This is a genomic window from Bacillus sp. CD3-5, assembly GCF_006349665.1.
In the GTDB taxonomy this organism is placed as follows: Bacteria; Bacillota; Bacilli; order Bacillales; family Bacillaceae_G; genus Bacillus_A; species Bacillus_A paranthracis.
Map to the genome: position 1 here is coordinate 89952 of NZ_VEPX01000006.1, position 15896 is coordinate 105847.

The window sequence follows — 15896 nt, forward strand, 5'->3', positions numbered from 1 at the left end:
AAATTACAGTGTATCTTTTATATTAGATAAAACGCCGTTAATAAAACGACGAGATTCCTCATCCCCAAATGTTTTAGCAATTTCAATTGCCTCGTTAATTGTTACGTTGTGTGGAATTTCTTCCATGTATTTCATTTCATACACAGCTACACGTAAAATACTGCGATCAACAATACTAATACGCTCAAGCTTCCACTTTTTTAAATTTTGACGAATCGCTTCATCAATTACTTCTTTATTTTCTACAAAACCTACAACAAGTGATTCTAGAAACTCATTTGTTTCTTCACCTTCATCTAGCGTGTTTTCCACTGCTACTTTCGGTTCTAATTCACCTGTAATATCCATTTGATATAATGCTTGCATAGCTCTTTCTCTAGCCGTCCTACGTTTCATTGTAACTCTCCTTTATGCTTCAAGTCTTTCCTTATGCTTTGTTATATTATTATAATTTATAAGCCGTCAATTCACTTACTCTTACAGTTTTCATTGATTTTCCAACCTTATAATACAATGATAATAACACAATTTATCGTTTCACACACGGGTTACAAGGCTGAAAAATAATAAAAAGATTAACTTCAAGTTCCATATCTTATCACAATGTACGTTTTTTGGTAAAACGAAACATTTTCTTTTTTATTTCTCATTTTTTGAAATAGTATAATAATTAGAGGGTTGTAATTTGTGAAGAAATGAAACGATAAAAAAGATGCCTATGTTACTAGGCACCTTTTTCATTCTTACACTGGTTCGATTTCTGTTTTTTGTGTTTCGAATGTTACGCCAACGATGTGAACATTCACTTCTTTTGGCTCAAGCCCTGTCATTGTAAAGAGTGCTTGGCGAATGTTGTCTTGAATCTTTTGTGCAACAACTGGAATTGCTACGCCAAAATACATTACAACATAAAGGTCAACGATAATATCTTCGTTTGCTAATTCAACCTTTACACCTTTACCATGATTTTTCTTACCTAACTTCTCAACAACATCTGTAGCAAAATTACCACGCATTGCCGCTACGCCTTCTACCTCAGCAGCTGCAATACCTGCGATTACTTCAATTACTTCTGGTGCAATTTCTACTTTACCAAGAGTTGTATCTTGACCCATATCTAACATATGTTCAGCCATGAAAAAAACCTCCTTTAATGTATCACTGCGTCACAAGTTCATGCTCTTCCAAAAATTTCGTATTAAACTCACCTTTTACAAAATCAGGATGATCTAACAATTGCAAATGGAACGGGATTGTTGTATGTACGCCTTCAACGACAAACTCACTGAGTGCACGCTTCATTTTTGCAATTGCCTCTTCACGTGTTTTTCCGTGAACAATTAATTTAGCAACCATCGAATCATAGAAAGGTGGGATTGAATATCCCGGATATACAGCTGAATCGACGCGAATACCAAATCCGCCTGGTGGCAAGTACATTTCTACTTTACCTGGAGATGGCATAAATTTTTTGGCAGGGTTTTCCGCATTAATTCGGCATTCAATTGCCCAACCATTAAATTGTACTTCTTCTTGCTGTAACGATAACTTTTCTCCAGAAGCAACAAGAATTTGTTCTTTAATTAAGTCTACCCCTGTTACCATTTCAGTAACTGGATGCTCAACTTGGATTCTCGTATTCATCTCCATGAAATAAAAGCTTTTCGTTTTATATTCATAAATAAACTCAACCGTACCAGCACCTGTATAATCAACCGCTACCGCCGCTTTAACTGCCGCCTCACCCATCTGCTTACGCACATTTTCATCAAGTGCTGGTGATGGACTTTCTTCTAGTAGTTTTTGCAAGCGGCGCTGAATCGTACAATCACGCTCTCCTAAATGAATGGCATTTCCGTGTGTATCTGCCATTATTTGAATCTCAACATGGCGGAAATCTTCAACGTACTTTTCTAAGTATACACCAGGGTTCCCAAAAGCGGTACTAGCTTCTTGCTGTGTAATTTGAATTCCTTTTACAAGCTCTTCTTCATGGCGCGCAACACGAATACCTTTTCCGCCGCCACCTGCAGTCGCTTTAATAATAACAGGATATCCAATTTGATTCGCAAGTTCGATCGCTTCTTCGGTATTTTTAATAATTCCTTGTGAACCTGGTACAATCGGAACCCCTGCTTCTTTCATTGTATCACGAGCAACGTCTTTTGTGCCCATCTTTGAAATAGCTTCTGGACTTGGACCGATAAAAATTAAGTTACACTCACGGCATAACTCTGCAAAATCTGCATTCTCTGCTAAAAATCCGTATCCCGGATGAATTGCATCGCAGCCTGTTAACTTCGCAACACTAATAATGTTCGTCAAATTTAAATAGCTTTCTTTCGAAATCGTTGGTCCTACACAATACGCCTCATCAGCGATTTGTACGTGAAGTGACTCTTTATCTGCTTCTGAATAAATTGCGACTGTTTCAATATCCATTTCTTTACAAGCACGAATAATTCGTACAGCAATTTCCCCACGATTGGCTATTAATACTTTTTTTATCATCACAAAGACTCCCTTATTACGCTTTTACAAGAAATAGCGGTTGTCCATACTCAACAAGCTGTCCGTTATTAACAAGAATCTCAACAATTTCTCCATCTACATCTGCATCGATTTCGTTAAATAACTTCATAGCCTCGACAATACATACGATAGAATCTTTCGATACTCTATCCCCAACACTTACATATGGAGGCGTATCAGGAGAAGAAGAAGAATAGAATGTACCTACCATTGGTGATGTAATTTTATGTAGGTTTTCATTCTGAACAGCTTTTTTCTCTTCTTGTTTTGGCACTTCCACTTGTGCTGCCGCTACTGTTGTTTCAACTTCAACAGGTGCTACTGGTTGTACGGCTTGTTTTGCTACAGAGGCTTGCACCGCAACCACTTCATTACCACGCTTTTTCATTTTGATTGTCGTACCATCTTTTTTGTATTCAAATTCATCAATATTAGAGCTATCAATTAATTTAATTAATTCACGAACTTCTTGAATTTTAAACATGTAAAATCCACTCCCATACTCTTGTTTGTCCCGTTTTTACAGATTTCTCTTCACTAAAACTAGATTGACTGTAAAAATACGATGTACTCTATTAGAAAATGTATTTCATTTACTAATAGAAATAGTTACTATTTCCATCTTACGATAAATTTTTTAAACATTCCAATTTATATTTCTTTATAATAAATCGAAACTCCTGTAAAAATATTATTCCATTAAAAATTTATTACCTAGTAATAATACCAAGTTTCACACAAAATTGGCAAGACCACTTCCGAAAAAACATTCCTTACTTTTCAAAATACTATAAAGTAAACCTACCATTACCGCTTTACTCGTCACCTCATCTATAGTCAATAACATATTTTTACCAAATATTATTTTTTTGTTTACACGTCGTTCATCATTCCTTCATATAAGAATAGTATGTTCAAAGTGTAGAAAATATATCGTATCGAGGTGTGGACATATGATATGGCTCATTCTCTTCTTACCTGCCGTAATGGTCTGGGCATTCGTTCTCTTCATCCACGTCAAATCCGGAAAAAGTAATCATCACTACCATGAACCGCTAATCTTTTACTCACAACGTATTTCTCCGTTCCGAGTTGAACATAGTAAAAACAAAGACGAAACAGAAAAAAGCTATCGAAAATGATAGCTTTTTTCTATTATTATTTTTATCTAACTATTTTCAAACAATCCGATTACTAAAAACGAATAATCCGCGGAGGAATTCCCCGCGGATTATTCGTTTTATTTTGTTGGTGGATCAAATTTTACACCTACATCTTTTGATCCGCCTTCACTTCTTACAAGTTGTATAATTTTATTCGCTTCTTTTTGTGAATGTTTTGCTGCTTTTACAGTTACTTTAATGTCAGTTCCATCAGCTCTTACAAGGGCATCTTTATATCCACCTTGAGATTTAATTACTGTCTCAAGTAATTCTTGCTTCGTTTCCATTGTAGTGATTGCATCAAAATTTTCTTTCGCTTTATTCTTTTCTGTTGCTGAAGCTTTTGTTGAACTCATCACTTCTTGTAATTTTGCTTTTTGTTCACTTCGCTGATCTTCCATTTGCATACGTAATGCTGTGAAATTTTCATCACTTGATTGAACTGTTACGTTAGCTTCTTTTTTGCTTGTTTCTTTTGTAGCACTCTCTTTTTTATCTGTTTCTTTGTTTGTTTCTTTATTTGATGTTTCCTTGTTTGTATTTTCTTTTTTAGGCGTTTCTTTAGGTGCTTCGTTTGTTACTGCTTTATCAGTACCTTGTTTTTCTTGTCCAATCTTTTCACCTGTTGCCGGCGATGCTGTATTCATTTTGTCTGGAGTTGTTACGTAATACACAGATAGTACAACAACTAAACTTAACATCGTTAATAGCCAAACCGTTTGTTTTTTTAACACTTTATTTCCTCCCTATCAATTTTTCGGTGAAACTGAAACGCGATGGGCTGGTACATCTAGTAGCCGTATGACAGCTTCTTTTACCATCGCTTTAACTTGTATATTATCCACTCCCTTTGCTACGACAAGAACACCTCGCACTTTCGGTTTCTCTGTTCGTAAAACAACGGGAGTTTCTTTATCCCCTTCACGTATAATGACTGTCTTTTCATCAAGAGACTCATCTTCTACTTCCCTCTTGCCACCTGTTTTATCTGTTTCACCTGTTGTTTGTGAACGTTTCACTGTATTTTTTTCTAATATTTTTTCCTCTGATGAGTCTAAATTTACATTAATCGTTACATCTTTTACTCCTGCTATTTCTTCTAAGGCTGCTTTTAATTCTTGTTCATACGCTTTTTCATATTTTTCTACATTTGACATATTATCGTTATTTTTTTGTCCAAAAGTTGGTACGTCTTTTTCTTGGTTTTGAGTTTTTTGTTCTTTAAATACAGGTACTTCTTCTTTTTTACTTGAAAAGAAACTACTAGAAAACATAAGCAACATTCCAAGTATGAGTAGGACAAGTAAGAACTTAGGTGTTACCTTTTTTCCCTTCTCATTACTTTCTTTTTCATCTCCATTCAATAAGTTTCGAAAAAATGAGAACTTCGAATTTTTATCTTTATTGTCCATTTACTCTACCTGTCCTCCCTTCCATTTGAACTTGGATTTGTTTATTCTCTAGTTGCCACCTGCTTGAAAAGAAGTCTTTCATTTCTCCATTCGTTTCCTCTACTTTTTTCGGTGGTTCTTTCGTATTAATTTCAACTGGTTTTACTGTTTCGATTGCATCATTTTTACTACGTTCTTTTTCTTTCAACGTCACAACCACAGATTGAATATCTTTCGCTGACTTTACTTCCGCTGTGCTTTCCGCTGCGACTATTTGTATTTCAGAGACTGACATACCATACTGTTTCTCAAACTCTTTTCCTACTTCTTTTTTCATTTTGGTAGCCATCTCTTCTAAACTATATGCACGTGTTAGAGCTTGTATTTCTTTTTTCTTCGAATCTATTGAATTTTTTACAGATCCTTCTGCTACGTACTTCTCTTCATTAAAATTTGCGATTACTTCATTTACATCTGTTTGCAATAGTTTAAAAAGGGGCGTTAAAATTAAAACAACTAATAATAGACTTACAACGAATTTAACGTACTTTTGCAAATTGGAATTTGGAAGAATAAGATGAAGCATTGTCGCTAAAAGTAAAAAAACGATAATATTTCGAATCCACTCTGTAACAAATTGCATACCCTTCACCTCCTACCGCATCATAAGTGTAATGTTCCCCGCAGCAATAATAATTGTGATACTTAAAAAGAACATAAATGATACGATAGCTAAGCAAGCAAATACATAAATAATGCTCCGTCCAATGATATCTAAACATTGAATAATTGCTCCGCCGCCAACTGGTTGCAATACTGCTGCTGCGAACTTATAAATAAATGCTATGCAAAAAATTTGAATCGCTGGAAAAGCGACAATTAAACATAGAATGACGAGTCCGATAATCCCGACTGTGTTTTTTAATAATCCCGACGCACTAATAACTGTATCCGCCGCCTCTGTAAACATTCTTCCTACTACGGGAATAAAGTTTCCTGTTACAAATTTAGCTGTTTTCACAGCGATTCCATCAGCAACAGCTGTCGCTGTTCCTTGTACAGATAATACGCCTAAAAAAATCGTTAAAAAAATACCGATAATCCCGACGCTAATGTTTTGCAGAAGCTTGGACAATTTCGTAACTTTATATTGATCACTCATCGTACTTACAATACTTAATATCGTTGCAAGTAATAAAAGTGGTAGCACGATATAATTCATCAAAAGCCCACTCGTATTCATTAAGAAGATGATAATCGGATGAAAAAACGATACGGATACAACACCACCGCCTGTCGCTATGAGTGCAAGCAAGATAGGCAATAACGCTAATATGAAATCTACCATTGTTTGTATCGTTTCTCTTGCATATGTCATAACGACATAAAAGCTATTTAAAGCGAAAATAACCAGTACCATATATACAACTGCATCGGCTATTTTGCTTACGCTACTCTTTGAAAATGCAGATTGCAGTGATTGCAACAATGCACTAAAAATTGTGAGCATAATGAGCGTTCCGAGTAGTTTCCCATTTGCAACAAGTTCGTGAAACAAGTACTTTAATAAACCTAGCATCCACTCTTTTATAGAGATTTCTTTTTCTCCCTTTACAAACTCCATAAAGCTACCTTTTTGACTCTCTGGTAAGTAACCTCCATATTTTGTAACAAGCCCGTCCCAAAATTGCTTCACATCTTCAATTCCGAGCTTATCCAATTGTTGATCAACGACGTTTGTCTCTACAGGAGAAGCTTGTACAACAACCGGTAAAGAAAAGAAAAGGAAGCAAGCAAATAGCAGCTTAGCTCCAAACCCCCTCAACATTCACTCCCCCTTATCCCGTCGGTAAAAATCCGAGAATAGTTTCAATTACAACCGTCAAAATAGGGATCGCCATAACGAGAATTAAAATCTTTCCAGCTAATTCAATTTTCGAAGCGATTGCCCCCTGCCCTGCATCCTTTGTAATTTGCGCTCCAAACTCAGCGATATAAGCAATCCCAATAATTTTCAGCAACGTTTCTACATATACGTTACTAACTTTCGCTTCACTCGCTACTCTCTCAATCATTTGTAAAATAGCGTGAATTTGATCGATTAAAAGAAGGAACATTACGCTACCTACGAACACAATAAATAATGACGTAATGCTAGATTTATGCTGATTCAATACAGCCGCTAAAAACGTAGCAACGAGGCCTAATCCGACAATTTGTATAATTTCGATTCGAACCGCCCCCTTTACTGGAAGAGAAAGACACTTTTAATCTTGTCGAATAGTGTATTAATTAAAAATGCGACATGAAATAAAATAACGACAAAACCGACGAGGATAACCCAATTTGCAATATCCTCACGCTTTAATTCTTTTAGTACAGTATGAATGAAAGCTAAAACAATGCCGATTCCGGCGATTTGAAATATTAATCCAACATCAATGGACATCGCCTTTCTCCCCCCTATAGCAGTAAAATTACGATAAGTAGCCCCGCTAGTACTCCTAAGCTCTTAATCATCTTTTCATATTGTAGCTGTAATGCTTTCGCTTCTTCTTCTTCTCTCTCTAAATGTGTAATACATAACCGAATATGTTTTTGTTGTGATTCACGATCATGTTGTCCGAGCGTTTCACCAAATTGCTGCAAAATCTCATACTCAGTTTGTTGAAATGCTGTTAGCTTCCAATTTTCTTTCAAACTATCTATCCAAGCTTCTCTAACTGTTTGTTCTCCACTTTCTAGCCTGCTAGCGAAACTTTGAAATATCCAATTTAACGGCTTCGGCATTTGTTTCACTAATCGCTCAGCGGCTTCAGACAATGGTGTATGCCCATACATAATTTCTGCCTCTAATGATTGCAGTGCCGCTTTTAATAATCTAAGTTGCCTCGGTCTCTCACTGTATCTTTTGGCGTATGAAAACCCGAAAAAGGTGCTGACCGCAACGATTAACACTGCACCAAATATTTTCACCATACGCCCTCAGCCTTTCTATGAGGTAATACCGGTTTTCCATATTTATCTTTCACTTGCATAACTGTTCCTGGCCCTCTTGCTTTTGACAATTCCACAAACCTATCAAAAATGCCGAGCTCTAGCACTGCCTTTAATGATGGGCGTTTCACAACATCATCATAGGAAAATCCATGTGCACTTATAAAAAGCTGAACCCCTGCATGTACAGCCTCCATAATTGCTTCACTATCTTCTTTACGACCAATTTCATCCACAATTAATATATCTGGGCTCATAGAACGGATCATCATCATCATTCCTTCAGCTTTTGGACATGCATCTAACACATCTACTCGTGTGCCAAAGTCATATTGCGGGATGCCTTTCACACAGCCAGCAATTTCTGACCGTTCATCAACAATCCCGACTTTACAAGAAGGAATTTTCGAAGCACTTACACCTTGACTCATGCAACGCGCTACATCTCTTAAAAGTGTTGTTTTTCCCGTTTGTGGCGGGCCAATTACCATCGTGTTTAACCATCGTGATCCATACAAATACGGTAAAAGTGGTTCAGCAATGCCTATTTTTTGACGAGCAATACGAATATTGAAAGAAGAGACATCTCGAATCATTTTCACTGTGCTTTTTTCTGTAATAACTTTTCCTGCTAAGCCTATTCTATGCCCACCTCGGAGTGTCACATACCCACGCTTTAATTCTTCTTCCATTGTATAAATTGAGAAGTGACTTAACTTATTCAATAAGTAAATAGCATCCTCTGCTGTAACGATATAGTCATAAAAAAACACTTCACCTTGAGCAATACACTCTAGCGGTCTTCCAATTCGAACACGGATTTCCTCTAGAGCATCGTACTGCTTACAATTTTCCACTAACTGCTTCATCGTTTTTGGTAAAACTTCTAATACTTCTTTCATCAGCTTCGCCCCACTATACTCGACTTACTTATTTCAACAACGCGATAAAAATGCAGCCAATTCCAAGCGCTAGAAAAAAGAGTTTCAAGAAAGAGATCTCACTTGCCACACTCGCTATGCCTATTGTCATTGTTAAAATTAATACGGTCGGTCCAACAAACGCCAACATACCATTTATAAACAATGCTTTCTTCGCATCATTCACATAAAGCATAAGCAAAGCGGCGAATATTTCCGCGCTACCTGAAAACAACCGAAGCAGCCCCATTACAAGCACAGATGTTTCCATTGCCGCTAGCCACTGTTTCATTCTCCCACCTTCTCCCATAACGGTTACTAGTGCGTGTGCTAAAAAAGAATATATTTGTACAACCATATGCAGAGGTTGTCTATTTCAGAATTAAAAACATAATTTTTATCTACCGCCTATAATAATTTGAATATTCTTAATAATAGTGGTATTTTATGGTATATTTATTGAAAAGGAGGGAAAATGATGCAACGAGTTACTTTATTACCACTCGATTTCCGTTATGCAAATGCGATTTTCAAGCTATCAAGTGATCCACATGTAAAAAACGCATTAGGAATAAAAGTAGAAACAATCGAAGACACGAAAGCATTCCTTCTTTTCGCCATAGAAGAAGAACGCCAAAAGAAGTCTTTATCGAGAGTGATTGTAAATGCAGAGAATGAAATAATTGGTCTCACCACACTTAAACATATTAATTACGAGAAGAAACAATCTCACATTGGCAGCTGGCTCGGCTATCCATACTGGGGAAAAGGATATAATGAGGCTGCAAAAAAAGAAATTTTTAAGATTGCTTTTTTAGACTTACAACTTTCCTATGTATTTGCTGGTGCTAAAACGAATAATATTCGCTCTTTAAAAGCACAAGAAAAACTACCTTATATTTCATTGCATGTGGAAAACAAATTTCCAGACGAACACGCTGCACTAGAGAAAGAAGTAAGGTCACCTTGTTCTCTGCACGTCGTGTCACGTGAAAAATTTTTAAACTGGTTGGAATTACAGAATGAGGAGGAAAAATATGAAGAGATTAAAAATTAGTTTAACAGTCGTAGTAGAAGTAACTCTTATTTATCTTTTTTCATCATTGGTCGGCTGGTCATTCATGGAAGCCTTTTTCCTTGGTAGTTTAGCGATATTCGGGGCAATTTGGCTCGTTGCTTTAAATATAAGCCAAAATAACAACATTGATCACACTATATATAAAACAGGTACAGTAAAACCTTTTCAAATGACATGGGGTCCTTACACAACAGGTGCTGCTAGTCTTACAGCTTTCAGTTTTATAATAACTACTATTTATTATTTACCCTATTTTCTATAAAAAAAGCACTCGTGATAATCACGAGTGCTTTTCTACTATGCACGAGAAACGTATTTACCTTCACCAGTGTTGATGATAAGTGTTTCACCTTCGTTAATGAAGATTGGTACTTGTACAACAAGGCCAGTTTCTAATGTAGCTGGTTTTGTTACGTTAGAAGCAGTATCACCTTTAATACCTGGCTCTGTTTCTGTAACTTGTAATTCAACTGTGTTTGGAAGTTCAACACCAAGTACTTCGCCTTGGTAAGTCATAATAGATACTTCCATGTTTTCTTTTAGGAATTTAAGCTCGCGCTCGATTTGTTTTTCACCAAGTTCGATTTGCTCATAAGTTCCGTTATCCATAAATACGTGAGACTCACCGCTTGCGTATAAGTATTGCATACGACGGTTTTCGATGTGTGCTTTTTCCACTTTCTCACCAGCACGGAATGTTTTCTCTTGAACAGAACCTGTGCGAAGGTTACGTAGTTTAGAACGAACGAATGCAGCACCTTTACCTGGCTTTACGTGTTGGAAATCAAGTACTTGCCAAAGGCCATTATCCACTGCAATTGTTAAACCTGTACGAAAATCGTTTACTGAAATCATGTAAAAAAATCCTCCTGTGTATTACAAAATAATAAGTTCTTTTGGTGATTTCGTAATTACTTCATTACCTTCACTTGTCACAATGATATCATCTTCAATACGTACGCCGCCAATACCTGGAATATAAATACCTGGCTCTACTGTTACAGCCATACCTGGTTCAAGTACTGTATCAGAACGGAATGCTAAACCTGGTGCTTCATGGATTTCAAGACCGATTCCATGACCAGTAGAATGTCCGAAGTATTCACCGTATCCTTTTTCCGTTATGTAATCGCGCGTTAACGCATCCGCTTCACGGCCAGTTAAACCAGCTTTAATACCGTTCACACCACGTAATTGTGCTTCTAAAACGATATTATAAATTTCTTTCAATTTATCAGATGGTTCACCAACTGCAATCGTACGAGTAATATCAGAGCAATATCCTTGGTAATAAGCGCCGAAGTCTAATGTAACGAAATCTCCTGTTTCTATCACTTTTTCAGATGCCACGCCGTGCGGTAATGCCGAACGAAGACCTGAAGCAACGATAATATCAAACGAAGAAGATGTTGCTCCTTGTTTTCTCATGAAAAATTCAAGTTCATTTGACACTTCAATTTCAGATACTCCCGGGCGAATGAATGATAGAATATGTTCAAAGGCAGCATCTGCAATCTGTGCAGCTTCCTTTAATATCTTAATCTCTGAATCAGTCTTTATCAAGCGTAACTTTTCTACAAGCCCAGAAGTTGGGATAAATTCAGCATCGATCGCTTCTTTATGAGCTGAATAAGAACTATATGTAAGAGTATCTTGCTCAAAGCCAAGCTTTTGAATTCCTAATTCTTTCACTTGCTTTGCAACTTCATCGATAATTAATCCCGCATGCTGTACAATCTCGTATCCAACCGCTTGTTTAGTAGCTTGCTCTACGTAACGGAAATCTGTAATAAATTGAGCGCGTTTTTTCGAAATGAGTACAACACCAGCTGTTCCTGTGAAGTTAGCCATATATCTACGACTATGTTCATTTGTTAACAAAATACCGTCAATACCAGCCTCATCAAATGCACTTCTTAATCTTTCGATTTTCTCCATTACTTTATGCCTCCCTCAATTTCTCCATTAATGCAAATAACGCTAACTTATAGCCATAAAAACCAAATCCAACAATTTGTCCCGCACAAACAGCTGCCGTCACAGATTCGTGACGGAACGACTCACGCTGATGAATGTTAGAAATATGTACTTCAATAACAGGAATCGAAATGCTCGCAATTGCATCTCGAATCGCATAGCTATAATGCGTAAATGCTCCAGGATTTAAAATGATCCCTTCATATATATCTTCCGCCTCATGAATACGATCGATAATCGCACCTTCATGATTCGATTGGAAACATTCTAACTCCACTCCCATTGTTTCTGCTTCTTGCTTCATATCTGCTTCAAGTGTCGCTAGCGTGCCCTTTCCATATACATTTACCTCTCTGACACCGAGGCGATTTAGGTTAGGACCGTTTACGAGGAGTACCTTTTTCATATGCTTAAAACTCCTTAATATTAAATGTCTATATAACATTTTAACATAGGAGTTACTTGTTTGAATAGTTTGTCTTCTCTTCCCCTTTTCGCTCGGCCTTATTGGTATTTACTGCGTAAGAAACAGAGTATGCTATAAATACACCATACAATATAAAAATGCATATCGTCGTCACAATTGTTTCTTTCGGTAAACGGAGTGCGCTTTTAATAGCAGGCGCTATTAACCCCATTCCGAAAAATAGTAATGCCCACCAAAATAGACCATAAATCATCCCTGGAAGAACTCCTTCAAACTTTGCCAAAAACGCTTTATACAAAAAGGCAATTAAAATCGAAAGTATTCCCATACAAACAATTCCTGACACATTGCCCCATACCCCTTCTTTCCAGCTTCCAAAGGCAAATGGTAGAAGTAAATAGTTCGGTCCGGCTTCCGTAAATGAAAATATATGAAGGAAATACCATATCCCTCCCCAAAACAGTCCACCAAATAAACCAATTTGCACAAAATTTCTTGTTCCTATATGTTCTTGACTCACATCAACACCTCCGCTCAATAGTATGCCCGAAACTATTTTGAACCATGTTTAAATACTGCGAAATTTGTCTATAAAAAGAATAAGAAATGTCCGACTCTCGTAACATTTTTCCTTGTCATATACTTGTATTTGTCGATAAAATAAAGGAAACTCGGTGATTGTCTTATTTCAAAATGACAGAACCCAGTATGACAATTGCCTCTTTTTCTACATAAGAGAGAAACAAATACAGGTTGGTGTTAACATGGCAGAAGAGTCAAAACAAATATATGGCGGGCAAGCAGTCATAGAAGGAGTTATGTTTGGCGGTAGAGAATATACTGTTACAGCGGTTCGTCGTAAAGATAAATCGATTGAATTTTATCGATTACCACGCGTTCGTAATAAAGCATTATCTATCCTAAAAAAAATTCCATTTTTACGAGGGATTGCCGCTATTGTGGATGCAAGCGCGAACGGGGCAAAACATTTAAACTTTGCTTCAGAACGATTTGATGTTCACCCAGAAGAAGATGAACAAATTGCAAATAAAAAAGAAGAACAATCGAAGTTAACGATGGTATTAGGAGTTGCAGCAGTTGGCGTTTTATCTTTCATATTCGGTAAAGTCATTTTCACAGCAGTTCCTGCATTACTAGCTGAATTAACGAGACCGATTTTCCCATCTCATACAGGGCAAATCATTGTCGAAAGTGTTATTAAGCTCATGTTATTATTGAGCTATATATACTTTATTTCTTTAACGCCACTCATTAAGCGGGTATTTCAGTACCATGGTGCGGAGCATAAAGTAATTAATGCCTATGAGAATAATCTTTCATTGACTGTAGAAAATGTGCAAAAACAAACTCGCCTTCATTATCGCTGTGGCAGTAGCTTTATTATATTTACAGTCATTATCGGAATGTTTGTTTATTTCCTTGTCCCTACAGATCCACTTTGGGCCAGAGTGGTAAACCGAATTTTATTAATCCCTGTCGTTCTCGGCATTTCTTTTGAAGTGTTACAATTTACGAATCGATTACGCGATATTCCAGTATTACGCATACTTGGATATCCCGGATTATGGCTACAACTATTAACAACGAAAGAACCAACAGATGATCAAGTGGAAGTAGCTATTGCATCGTTTGAAGAATTATTACGTTTAGAAAACAAACAATAATTATTTAAAAATGGTGTTCAACTCCTTTCCTCATCGTTAATATACTAATTTTAATATATGTTTTTAGGAGGTGTTCCTTATGAACGGTCGTTCGTTTACTTTCGCTATATTTGTGCTTATTATCGGATTAGCAATATTCGGCCTTGTTTCATCTGTCATTACAAACCCAATGGGAGTGTTAAGAAATATTGGTATTATGTTGGCTGTCGTTGGTATCTTTTATTTACTCTACAAAATGTTTACAAACTCTAGCGGTTCAGCAAATTCGCAAAGCTCATATAAGCGCGCTGCAAAACAATCGAGCCGCAAGCATGGGAAACAAAATGTAGCACCCCTAAGCAATTCTTTCTTTAAATCAAACGCTTCTAATGACAAAGGGAAAAAAGGGAATCTTTCTTCTTTAAAGCGAAAAAGAAAACAATCTCATTTAACTGTCATTGAAGGTAAAAAAAACAAAAAGAAAGACCGTGCTTCCTTTTAGGAAATACGGTCTTTCTTTATATTTTGCAGTACTTCTTTCAAACTTTTATCTTTCATACTTTCAATTCGAAGGTGATGATTTTCAAATGGTAAATTACGTGTCACATCATTAGGTACAACAACGCACGTTAATCCCGCTGCAATCGCTGCTTTTAATCCGTTTAACGAGTCTTCAAATACAACTGCTTCAGACGAATCTACTCCTAAATCTTCTATTGCTACTCGGTAAAGTGCTGGATCTGGTTTTACCTTCTCAACATCTTCTCTCGTTTTAATAACTTCAAAATAATCTCGAATTTGTAGTTCTTCCAAAAAAGGAATCACCCATTCTTTAGATGAACTGGAAGCTAATGCGATTTTTAATCCCATTTCTTTCGCTTCTTGTAAGTATTCTTTTACTCCGTCACGAGCTTCTGGTGTTTTCATTTTTTCTTTATGTAAAGTTTTCACTTTTTCTTTTAATGCATGCTTGTTAAACTTCTCTTTTAATTGCTCATTTAAATATGCATACAGTACATCATCTGTCGTTCCAATACACTTTGTAAATTCCTCTAAAGGTAAATCTCCACCGTACTCACGAACGGCGTCTCTGAAAGAGTGAAACCATATTGTTTCTGTGTCCACAATTAATCCATCAAAATCAAAAATAATTGCTTTCATCATTCTCCCATCCTTTTCGATTGAAATAAAAAAGGAAACGACTTACGTTCCCCTTAATTACTTTTCTCTTCATTTGCCTTTTGAACACCACGAAGGGTTTCCACTCGAACCTCATCTTGTTCAAAGTATTGCACTAAATCACCAATGCGGTCAATTGCTTCCCAGCTTAAATGATGTTCAATTCCTTCTACATCATTGTAAATCTTACTTTCATCCACACCGATAATACGCATAAATTGCTCTAACAATTCATGACGATATACGAGACGTTCTCCAATTTTTTTACCTTTTGATGTTAATACAAGCCCTCTATATTTTTCATAAATTAGATATTCATCTTTGTCTAATTTTTGCACCATTTTTGTTACAGAGGATGGATGTACACTAAGCGCTTCAGCAATATCAGATACGCGGGCATAACCCTTTTCATCAATCAACAAATAAATTTGTTCAATATAATCTTCCATACTAGGGGTAGGCATCGGTTTCCTCCATCCAATTTCATTTTGCTCATTCCGTACGAAGCAATCAATAAAATGATACACCAGAAAGAATAACGTGACAAGTTGAAAACAAACCTAAATAT

Annotated in this window: 24 protein-coding genes; 5 read left to right on the plus strand and 19 right to left on the minus strand. The window is 36.5% G+C overall.

Features of this window, described 5'->3' with window-relative positions; all coding sequences use genetic code 11:
- Window positions 1–3: 3 nt before the first annotated feature.
- The 4 genes from nusB to accB form a co-directional block, all read right to left on the minus strand.
- Window positions 4–396 carry a N utilization substance protein NusB gene (gene nusB, locus FH036_RS13760; protein ID WP_000830249.1) on the minus strand — a complete coding sequence of 131 codons (393 nt, stop codon included), beginning with the start codon at window positions 394–396 and terminating at the stop codon, window positions 4–6.
- A 347-nt stretch (window positions 397–743) separates the two neighbouring features.
- Window positions 744–1136 (minus strand): Asp23/Gls24 family envelope stress response protein, encoded by a 393-nt coding sequence (locus FH036_RS13765; protein WP_000807630.1) that lies wholly within the window; start codon window positions 1134–1136, stop codon window positions 744–746.
- Window positions 1137–1158: 22 nt separating this feature from the next.
- Window positions 1159–2511: an acetyl-CoA carboxylase biotin carboxylase subunit gene (accC, locus tag FH036_RS13770; protein ID WP_000592876.1), complete on the minus strand. Its 1353-nt coding sequence runs from the start codon at window positions 2509–2511 to the stop codon at window positions 1159–1161.
- Window positions 2512–2527: 16 nt separating this feature from the next.
- A complete protein-coding gene (accB, locus tag FH036_RS13775; RefSeq protein WP_139895882.1) occupies window positions 2528–3016 on the minus strand; it encodes an acetyl-CoA carboxylase biotin carboxyl carrier protein in 489 nt (162 codons plus the stop codon).
- A 469-nt stretch (window positions 3017–3485) separates the two neighbouring features.
- Between accB and FH036_RS13780 the strand changes: the two genes are divergently transcribed.
- On the plus strand, window positions 3486–3674 hold the full coding sequence (locus FH036_RS13780) for a hypothetical protein (protein WP_002081027.1): 189 nt from the start codon (window positions 3486–3488) through the stop codon (window positions 3672–3674).
- 98 nt (window positions 3675–3772) lie between these two features.
- On the opposite strand, the gene FH036_RS13785 is transcribed toward FH036_RS13780, so the two are convergent.
- From FH036_RS13785 to FH036_RS13825, 9 genes are read right to left on the minus strand one after another with little or no spacing between them, the layout of a single operon-like run.
- Window positions 3773–4429, minus strand: a complete 657-nt coding sequence (locus FH036_RS13785) for a SpoIIIAH-like family protein (protein WP_000914701.1) — start codon at window positions 4427–4429, stop codon at window positions 3773–3775.
- Window positions 4430–4444: 15 nt separating this feature from the next.
- Window positions 4445–5107 carry a stage III sporulation protein AG gene (gene spoIIIAG, locus FH036_RS13790; protein WP_000368876.1) on the minus strand — a complete coding sequence of 221 codons (663 nt, stop codon included), beginning with the start codon at window positions 5105–5107 and terminating at the stop codon, window positions 4445–4447.
- On the minus strand, window positions 5097–5729 hold the full coding sequence (gene spoIIIAF, locus FH036_RS13795) for a stage III sporulation protein AF (protein ID WP_001161050.1): 633 nt from the start codon (window positions 5727–5729) through the stop codon (window positions 5097–5099). Before spoIIIAF ends, spoIIIAG begins: the two co-directional genes overlap by 11 nt.
- Before the next feature lie 12 nt (window positions 5730–5741).
- Complete coding sequence (gene spoIIIAE, locus FH036_RS13800) at window positions 5742–6914, minus strand: stage III sporulation protein AE (RefSeq protein ID WP_000943698.1); 1173 nt, start codon at window positions 6912–6914, stop codon at window positions 5742–5744.
- Between the two features lie 10 nt (window positions 6915–6924).
- Window positions 6925–7308: a stage III sporulation protein AD gene (gene spoIIIAD / locus FH036_RS13805; RefSeq protein ID WP_077317075.1), complete on the minus strand. Its 384-nt coding sequence runs from the start codon at window positions 7306–7308 to the stop codon at window positions 6925–6927.
- Window positions 7309–7331: 23 nt separating this feature from the next.
- Complete coding sequence (spoIIIAC, locus tag FH036_RS13810) at window positions 7332–7535, minus strand: stage III sporulation protein AC (protein WP_000020914.1); 204 nt, start codon at window positions 7533–7535, stop codon at window positions 7332–7334.
- A 14-nt stretch (window positions 7536–7549) separates the two neighbouring features.
- Complete coding sequence (gene spoIIIAB, locus FH036_RS13815; RefSeq protein WP_000238697.1) at window positions 7550–8065, minus strand: stage III sporulation protein SpoIIIAB; 516 nt, start codon at window positions 8063–8065, stop codon at window positions 7550–7552.
- Window positions 8059–8985 carry a stage III sporulation protein AA gene (gene spoIIIAA / locus FH036_RS13820; protein WP_139895883.1) on the minus strand — a complete coding sequence of 309 codons (927 nt, stop codon included), beginning with the start codon at window positions 8983–8985 and terminating at the stop codon, window positions 8059–8061. The genes spoIIIAB and spoIIIAA overlap by 7 nt, the downstream gene beginning before the upstream one ends.
- A 28-nt stretch (window positions 8986–9013) precedes the next feature.
- On the minus strand, window positions 9014–9295 hold the full coding sequence (locus FH036_RS13825) for a YqhV family protein (RefSeq protein WP_000816054.1): 282 nt from the start codon (window positions 9293–9295) through the stop codon (window positions 9014–9016).
- A gap of 186 nt (window positions 9296–9481) precedes the next feature.
- Here FH036_RS13825 and FH036_RS13830 point away from each other — a divergent pair, with 186 nt between their 5' ends.
- Together FH036_RS13830 and FH036_RS13835 are read left to right on the plus strand one after the other, a co-directional pair.
- A complete protein-coding gene (locus FH036_RS13830) occupies window positions 9482–10060 on the plus strand; it encodes a GNAT family N-acetyltransferase (protein ID WP_001190071.1) in 579 nt (192 codons plus the stop codon).
- Window positions 10041–10343, plus strand: coding sequence for a hypothetical protein (locus FH036_RS13835; RefSeq protein ID WP_000825748.1), 303 nt, complete (start codon window positions 10041–10043; stop codon window positions 10341–10343). The genes FH036_RS13830 and FH036_RS13835 overlap by 20 nt, the downstream gene beginning before the upstream one ends.
- Window positions 10344–10378: 35 nt before the next feature.
- Here FH036_RS13835 and efp read toward each other — a convergent pair whose 3' ends face one another.
- The 4 genes from efp to FH036_RS13855 are packed head-to-tail and all read right to left on the minus strand — an operon-like array spanning window position 10379 to window position 13005.
- Window positions 10379–10936, minus strand: a complete 558-nt coding sequence (gene efp, locus FH036_RS13840) for an elongation factor P (protein WP_000626512.1) — start codon at window positions 10934–10936, stop codon at window positions 10379–10381.
- Between the two features lie 21 nt (window positions 10937–10957).
- A complete protein-coding gene (gene pepQ, locus FH036_RS13845; RefSeq protein WP_139895884.1) occupies window positions 10958–12019 on the minus strand; it encodes a Xaa-Pro dipeptidase in 1062 nt (353 codons plus the stop codon).
- Window positions 12020–12023: 4 nt separating this feature from the next.
- Window positions 12024–12464: a type II 3-dehydroquinate dehydratase gene (aroQ, locus tag FH036_RS13850; protein ID WP_000757087.1), complete on the minus strand. Its 441-nt coding sequence runs from the start codon at window positions 12462–12464 to the stop codon at window positions 12024–12026.
- Window positions 12465–12516: 52 nt separating this feature from the next.
- The gene (locus FH036_RS13855; RefSeq protein WP_139895885.1) at window positions 12517–13005 is read right to left on the minus strand and encodes a YqhR family membrane protein; all 489 of its coding nucleotides are present in this window, start codon (window positions 13003–13005) and stop codon (window positions 12517–12519) included.
- A gap of 244 nt (window positions 13006–13249) precedes the next feature.
- On the opposite strand from FH036_RS13855, the gene FH036_RS13860 reads away from it, so the two are divergent.
- Both FH036_RS13860 and FH036_RS13865 read left to right on the plus strand, forming a co-directional pair.
- On the plus strand, window positions 13250–14170 hold the full coding sequence (locus tag FH036_RS13860) for a DUF1385 domain-containing protein (protein ID WP_000807112.1): 921 nt from the start codon (window positions 13250–13252) through the stop codon (window positions 14168–14170).
- A gap of 79 nt (window positions 14171–14249) precedes the next feature.
- Entirely contained in the window at window positions 14250–14651 is a 402-nt protein-coding gene (locus tag FH036_RS13865; RefSeq protein WP_139895886.1) for an SA1362 family protein, read from the plus strand.
- Here FH036_RS13865 and FH036_RS13870 read toward each other — a convergent pair.
- Both FH036_RS13870 and mntR read right to left on the minus strand, forming a co-directional pair.
- Entirely contained in the window at window positions 14648–15310 is a 663-nt protein-coding gene (locus FH036_RS13870; protein WP_139895887.1) for an HAD family hydrolase, read from the minus strand. The two genes, FH036_RS13865 and FH036_RS13870, sit on opposite strands and share 4 nt — an antisense overlap.
- 53 nt (window positions 15311–15363) lie before the next feature.
- A complete protein-coding gene (gene mntR, locus FH036_RS13875; RefSeq protein WP_001143076.1) occupies window positions 15364–15792 on the minus strand; it encodes a transcriptional regulator MntR in 429 nt (142 codons plus the stop codon).
- Between the last annotated feature and the right edge of the window lie 104 nt (window positions 15793–15896).

What these genes read in the sequence shown, in the direction of transcription:
- accC (WP_000592876.1), bottom strand. Translation starts at nt 2,511, where the DNA reads ATGATAAAAAAAGTATTAATAGCCAATCGTGGGGAAATTGCTGTACGA.
- FH036_RS13860 (WP_000807112.1), top strand. Translation starts at nt 13,250, where the DNA reads ATGGCAGAAGAGTCAAAACAAATATATGGCGGGCAAGCAGTCATAGAA.
- FH036_RS13780 (WP_002081027.1), top strand. Translation starts at nt 3,486, where the DNA reads ATGATATGGCTCATTCTCTTCTTACCTGCCGTAATGGTCTGGGCATTC.
- spoIIIAF (WP_001161050.1), bottom strand. Translation starts at nt 5,729, where the DNA reads ATGCAATTTGTTACAGAGTGGATTCGAAATATTATCGTTTTTTTACTT.
- spoIIIAE (WP_000943698.1), bottom strand. Translation starts at nt 6,914, where the DNA reads ATGTTGAGGGGGTTTGGAGCTAAGCTGCTATTTGCTTGCTTCCTTTTC.
- nusB (WP_000830249.1), bottom strand. Translation starts at nt 396, where the DNA reads ATGAAACGTAGGACGGCTAGAGAAAGAGCTATGCAAGCATTATATCAA.
- mntR (WP_001143076.1), bottom strand. Translation starts at nt 15,792, where the DNA reads ATGCCTACCCCTAGTATGGAAGATTATATTGAACAAATTTATTTGTTG.
- spoIIIAC (WP_000020914.1), bottom strand. Translation starts at nt 7,535, where the DNA reads ATGTCCATTGATGTTGGATTAATATTTCAAATCGCCGGAATCGGCATT.
- FH036_RS13830 (WP_001190071.1), top strand. Translation starts at nt 9,482, where the DNA reads ATGCAACGAGTTACTTTATTACCACTCGATTTCCGTTATGCAAATGCG.
- spoIIIAB (WP_000238697.1), bottom strand. Translation starts at nt 8,065, where the DNA reads ATGGTGAAAATATTTGGTGCAGTGTTAATCGTTGCGGTCAGCACCTTT.
- FH036_RS13865 (WP_139895886.1), top strand. Translation starts at nt 14,250, where the DNA reads ATGAACGGTCGTTCGTTTACTTTCGCTATATTTGTGCTTATTATCGGA.
- accB (WP_139895882.1), bottom strand. Translation starts at nt 3,016, where the DNA reads ATGTTTAAAATTCAAGAAGTTCGTGAATTAATTAAATTAATTGATAGC.
- spoIIIAA (WP_139895883.1), bottom strand. Translation starts at nt 8,985, where the DNA reads ATGAAAGAAGTATTAGAAGTTTTACCAAAAACGATGAAGCAGTTAGTG.
- pepQ (WP_139895884.1), bottom strand. Translation starts at nt 12,019, where the DNA reads ATGGAGAAAATCGAAAGATTAAGAAGTGCATTTGATGAGGCTGGTATT.
- FH036_RS13870 (WP_139895887.1), bottom strand. Translation starts at nt 15,310, where the DNA reads ATGAAAGCAATTATTTTTGATTTTGATGGATTAATTGTGGACACAGAA.
- aroQ (WP_000757087.1), bottom strand. Translation starts at nt 12,464, where the DNA reads ATGAAAAAGGTACTCCTCGTAAACGGTCCTAACCTAAATCGCCTCGGT.
- FH036_RS13835 (WP_000825748.1), top strand. Translation starts at nt 10,041, where the DNA reads ATGAAGAGATTAAAAATTAGTTTAACAGTCGTAGTAGAAGTAACTCTT.
- spoIIIAG (WP_000368876.1), bottom strand. Translation starts at nt 5,107, where the DNA reads ATGGACAATAAAGATAAAAATTCGAAGTTCTCATTTTTTCGAAACTTA.
- FH036_RS13825 (WP_000816054.1), bottom strand. Translation starts at nt 9,295, where the DNA reads ATGAAACAGTGGCTAGCGGCAATGGAAACATCTGTGCTTGTAATGGGG.
- FH036_RS13765 (WP_000807630.1), bottom strand. Translation starts at nt 1,136, where the DNA reads ATGGCTGAACATATGTTAGATATGGGTCAAGATACAACTCTTGGTAAA.
- efp (WP_000626512.1), bottom strand. Translation starts at nt 10,936, where the DNA reads ATGATTTCAGTAAACGATTTTCGTACAGGTTTAACAATTGCAGTGGAT.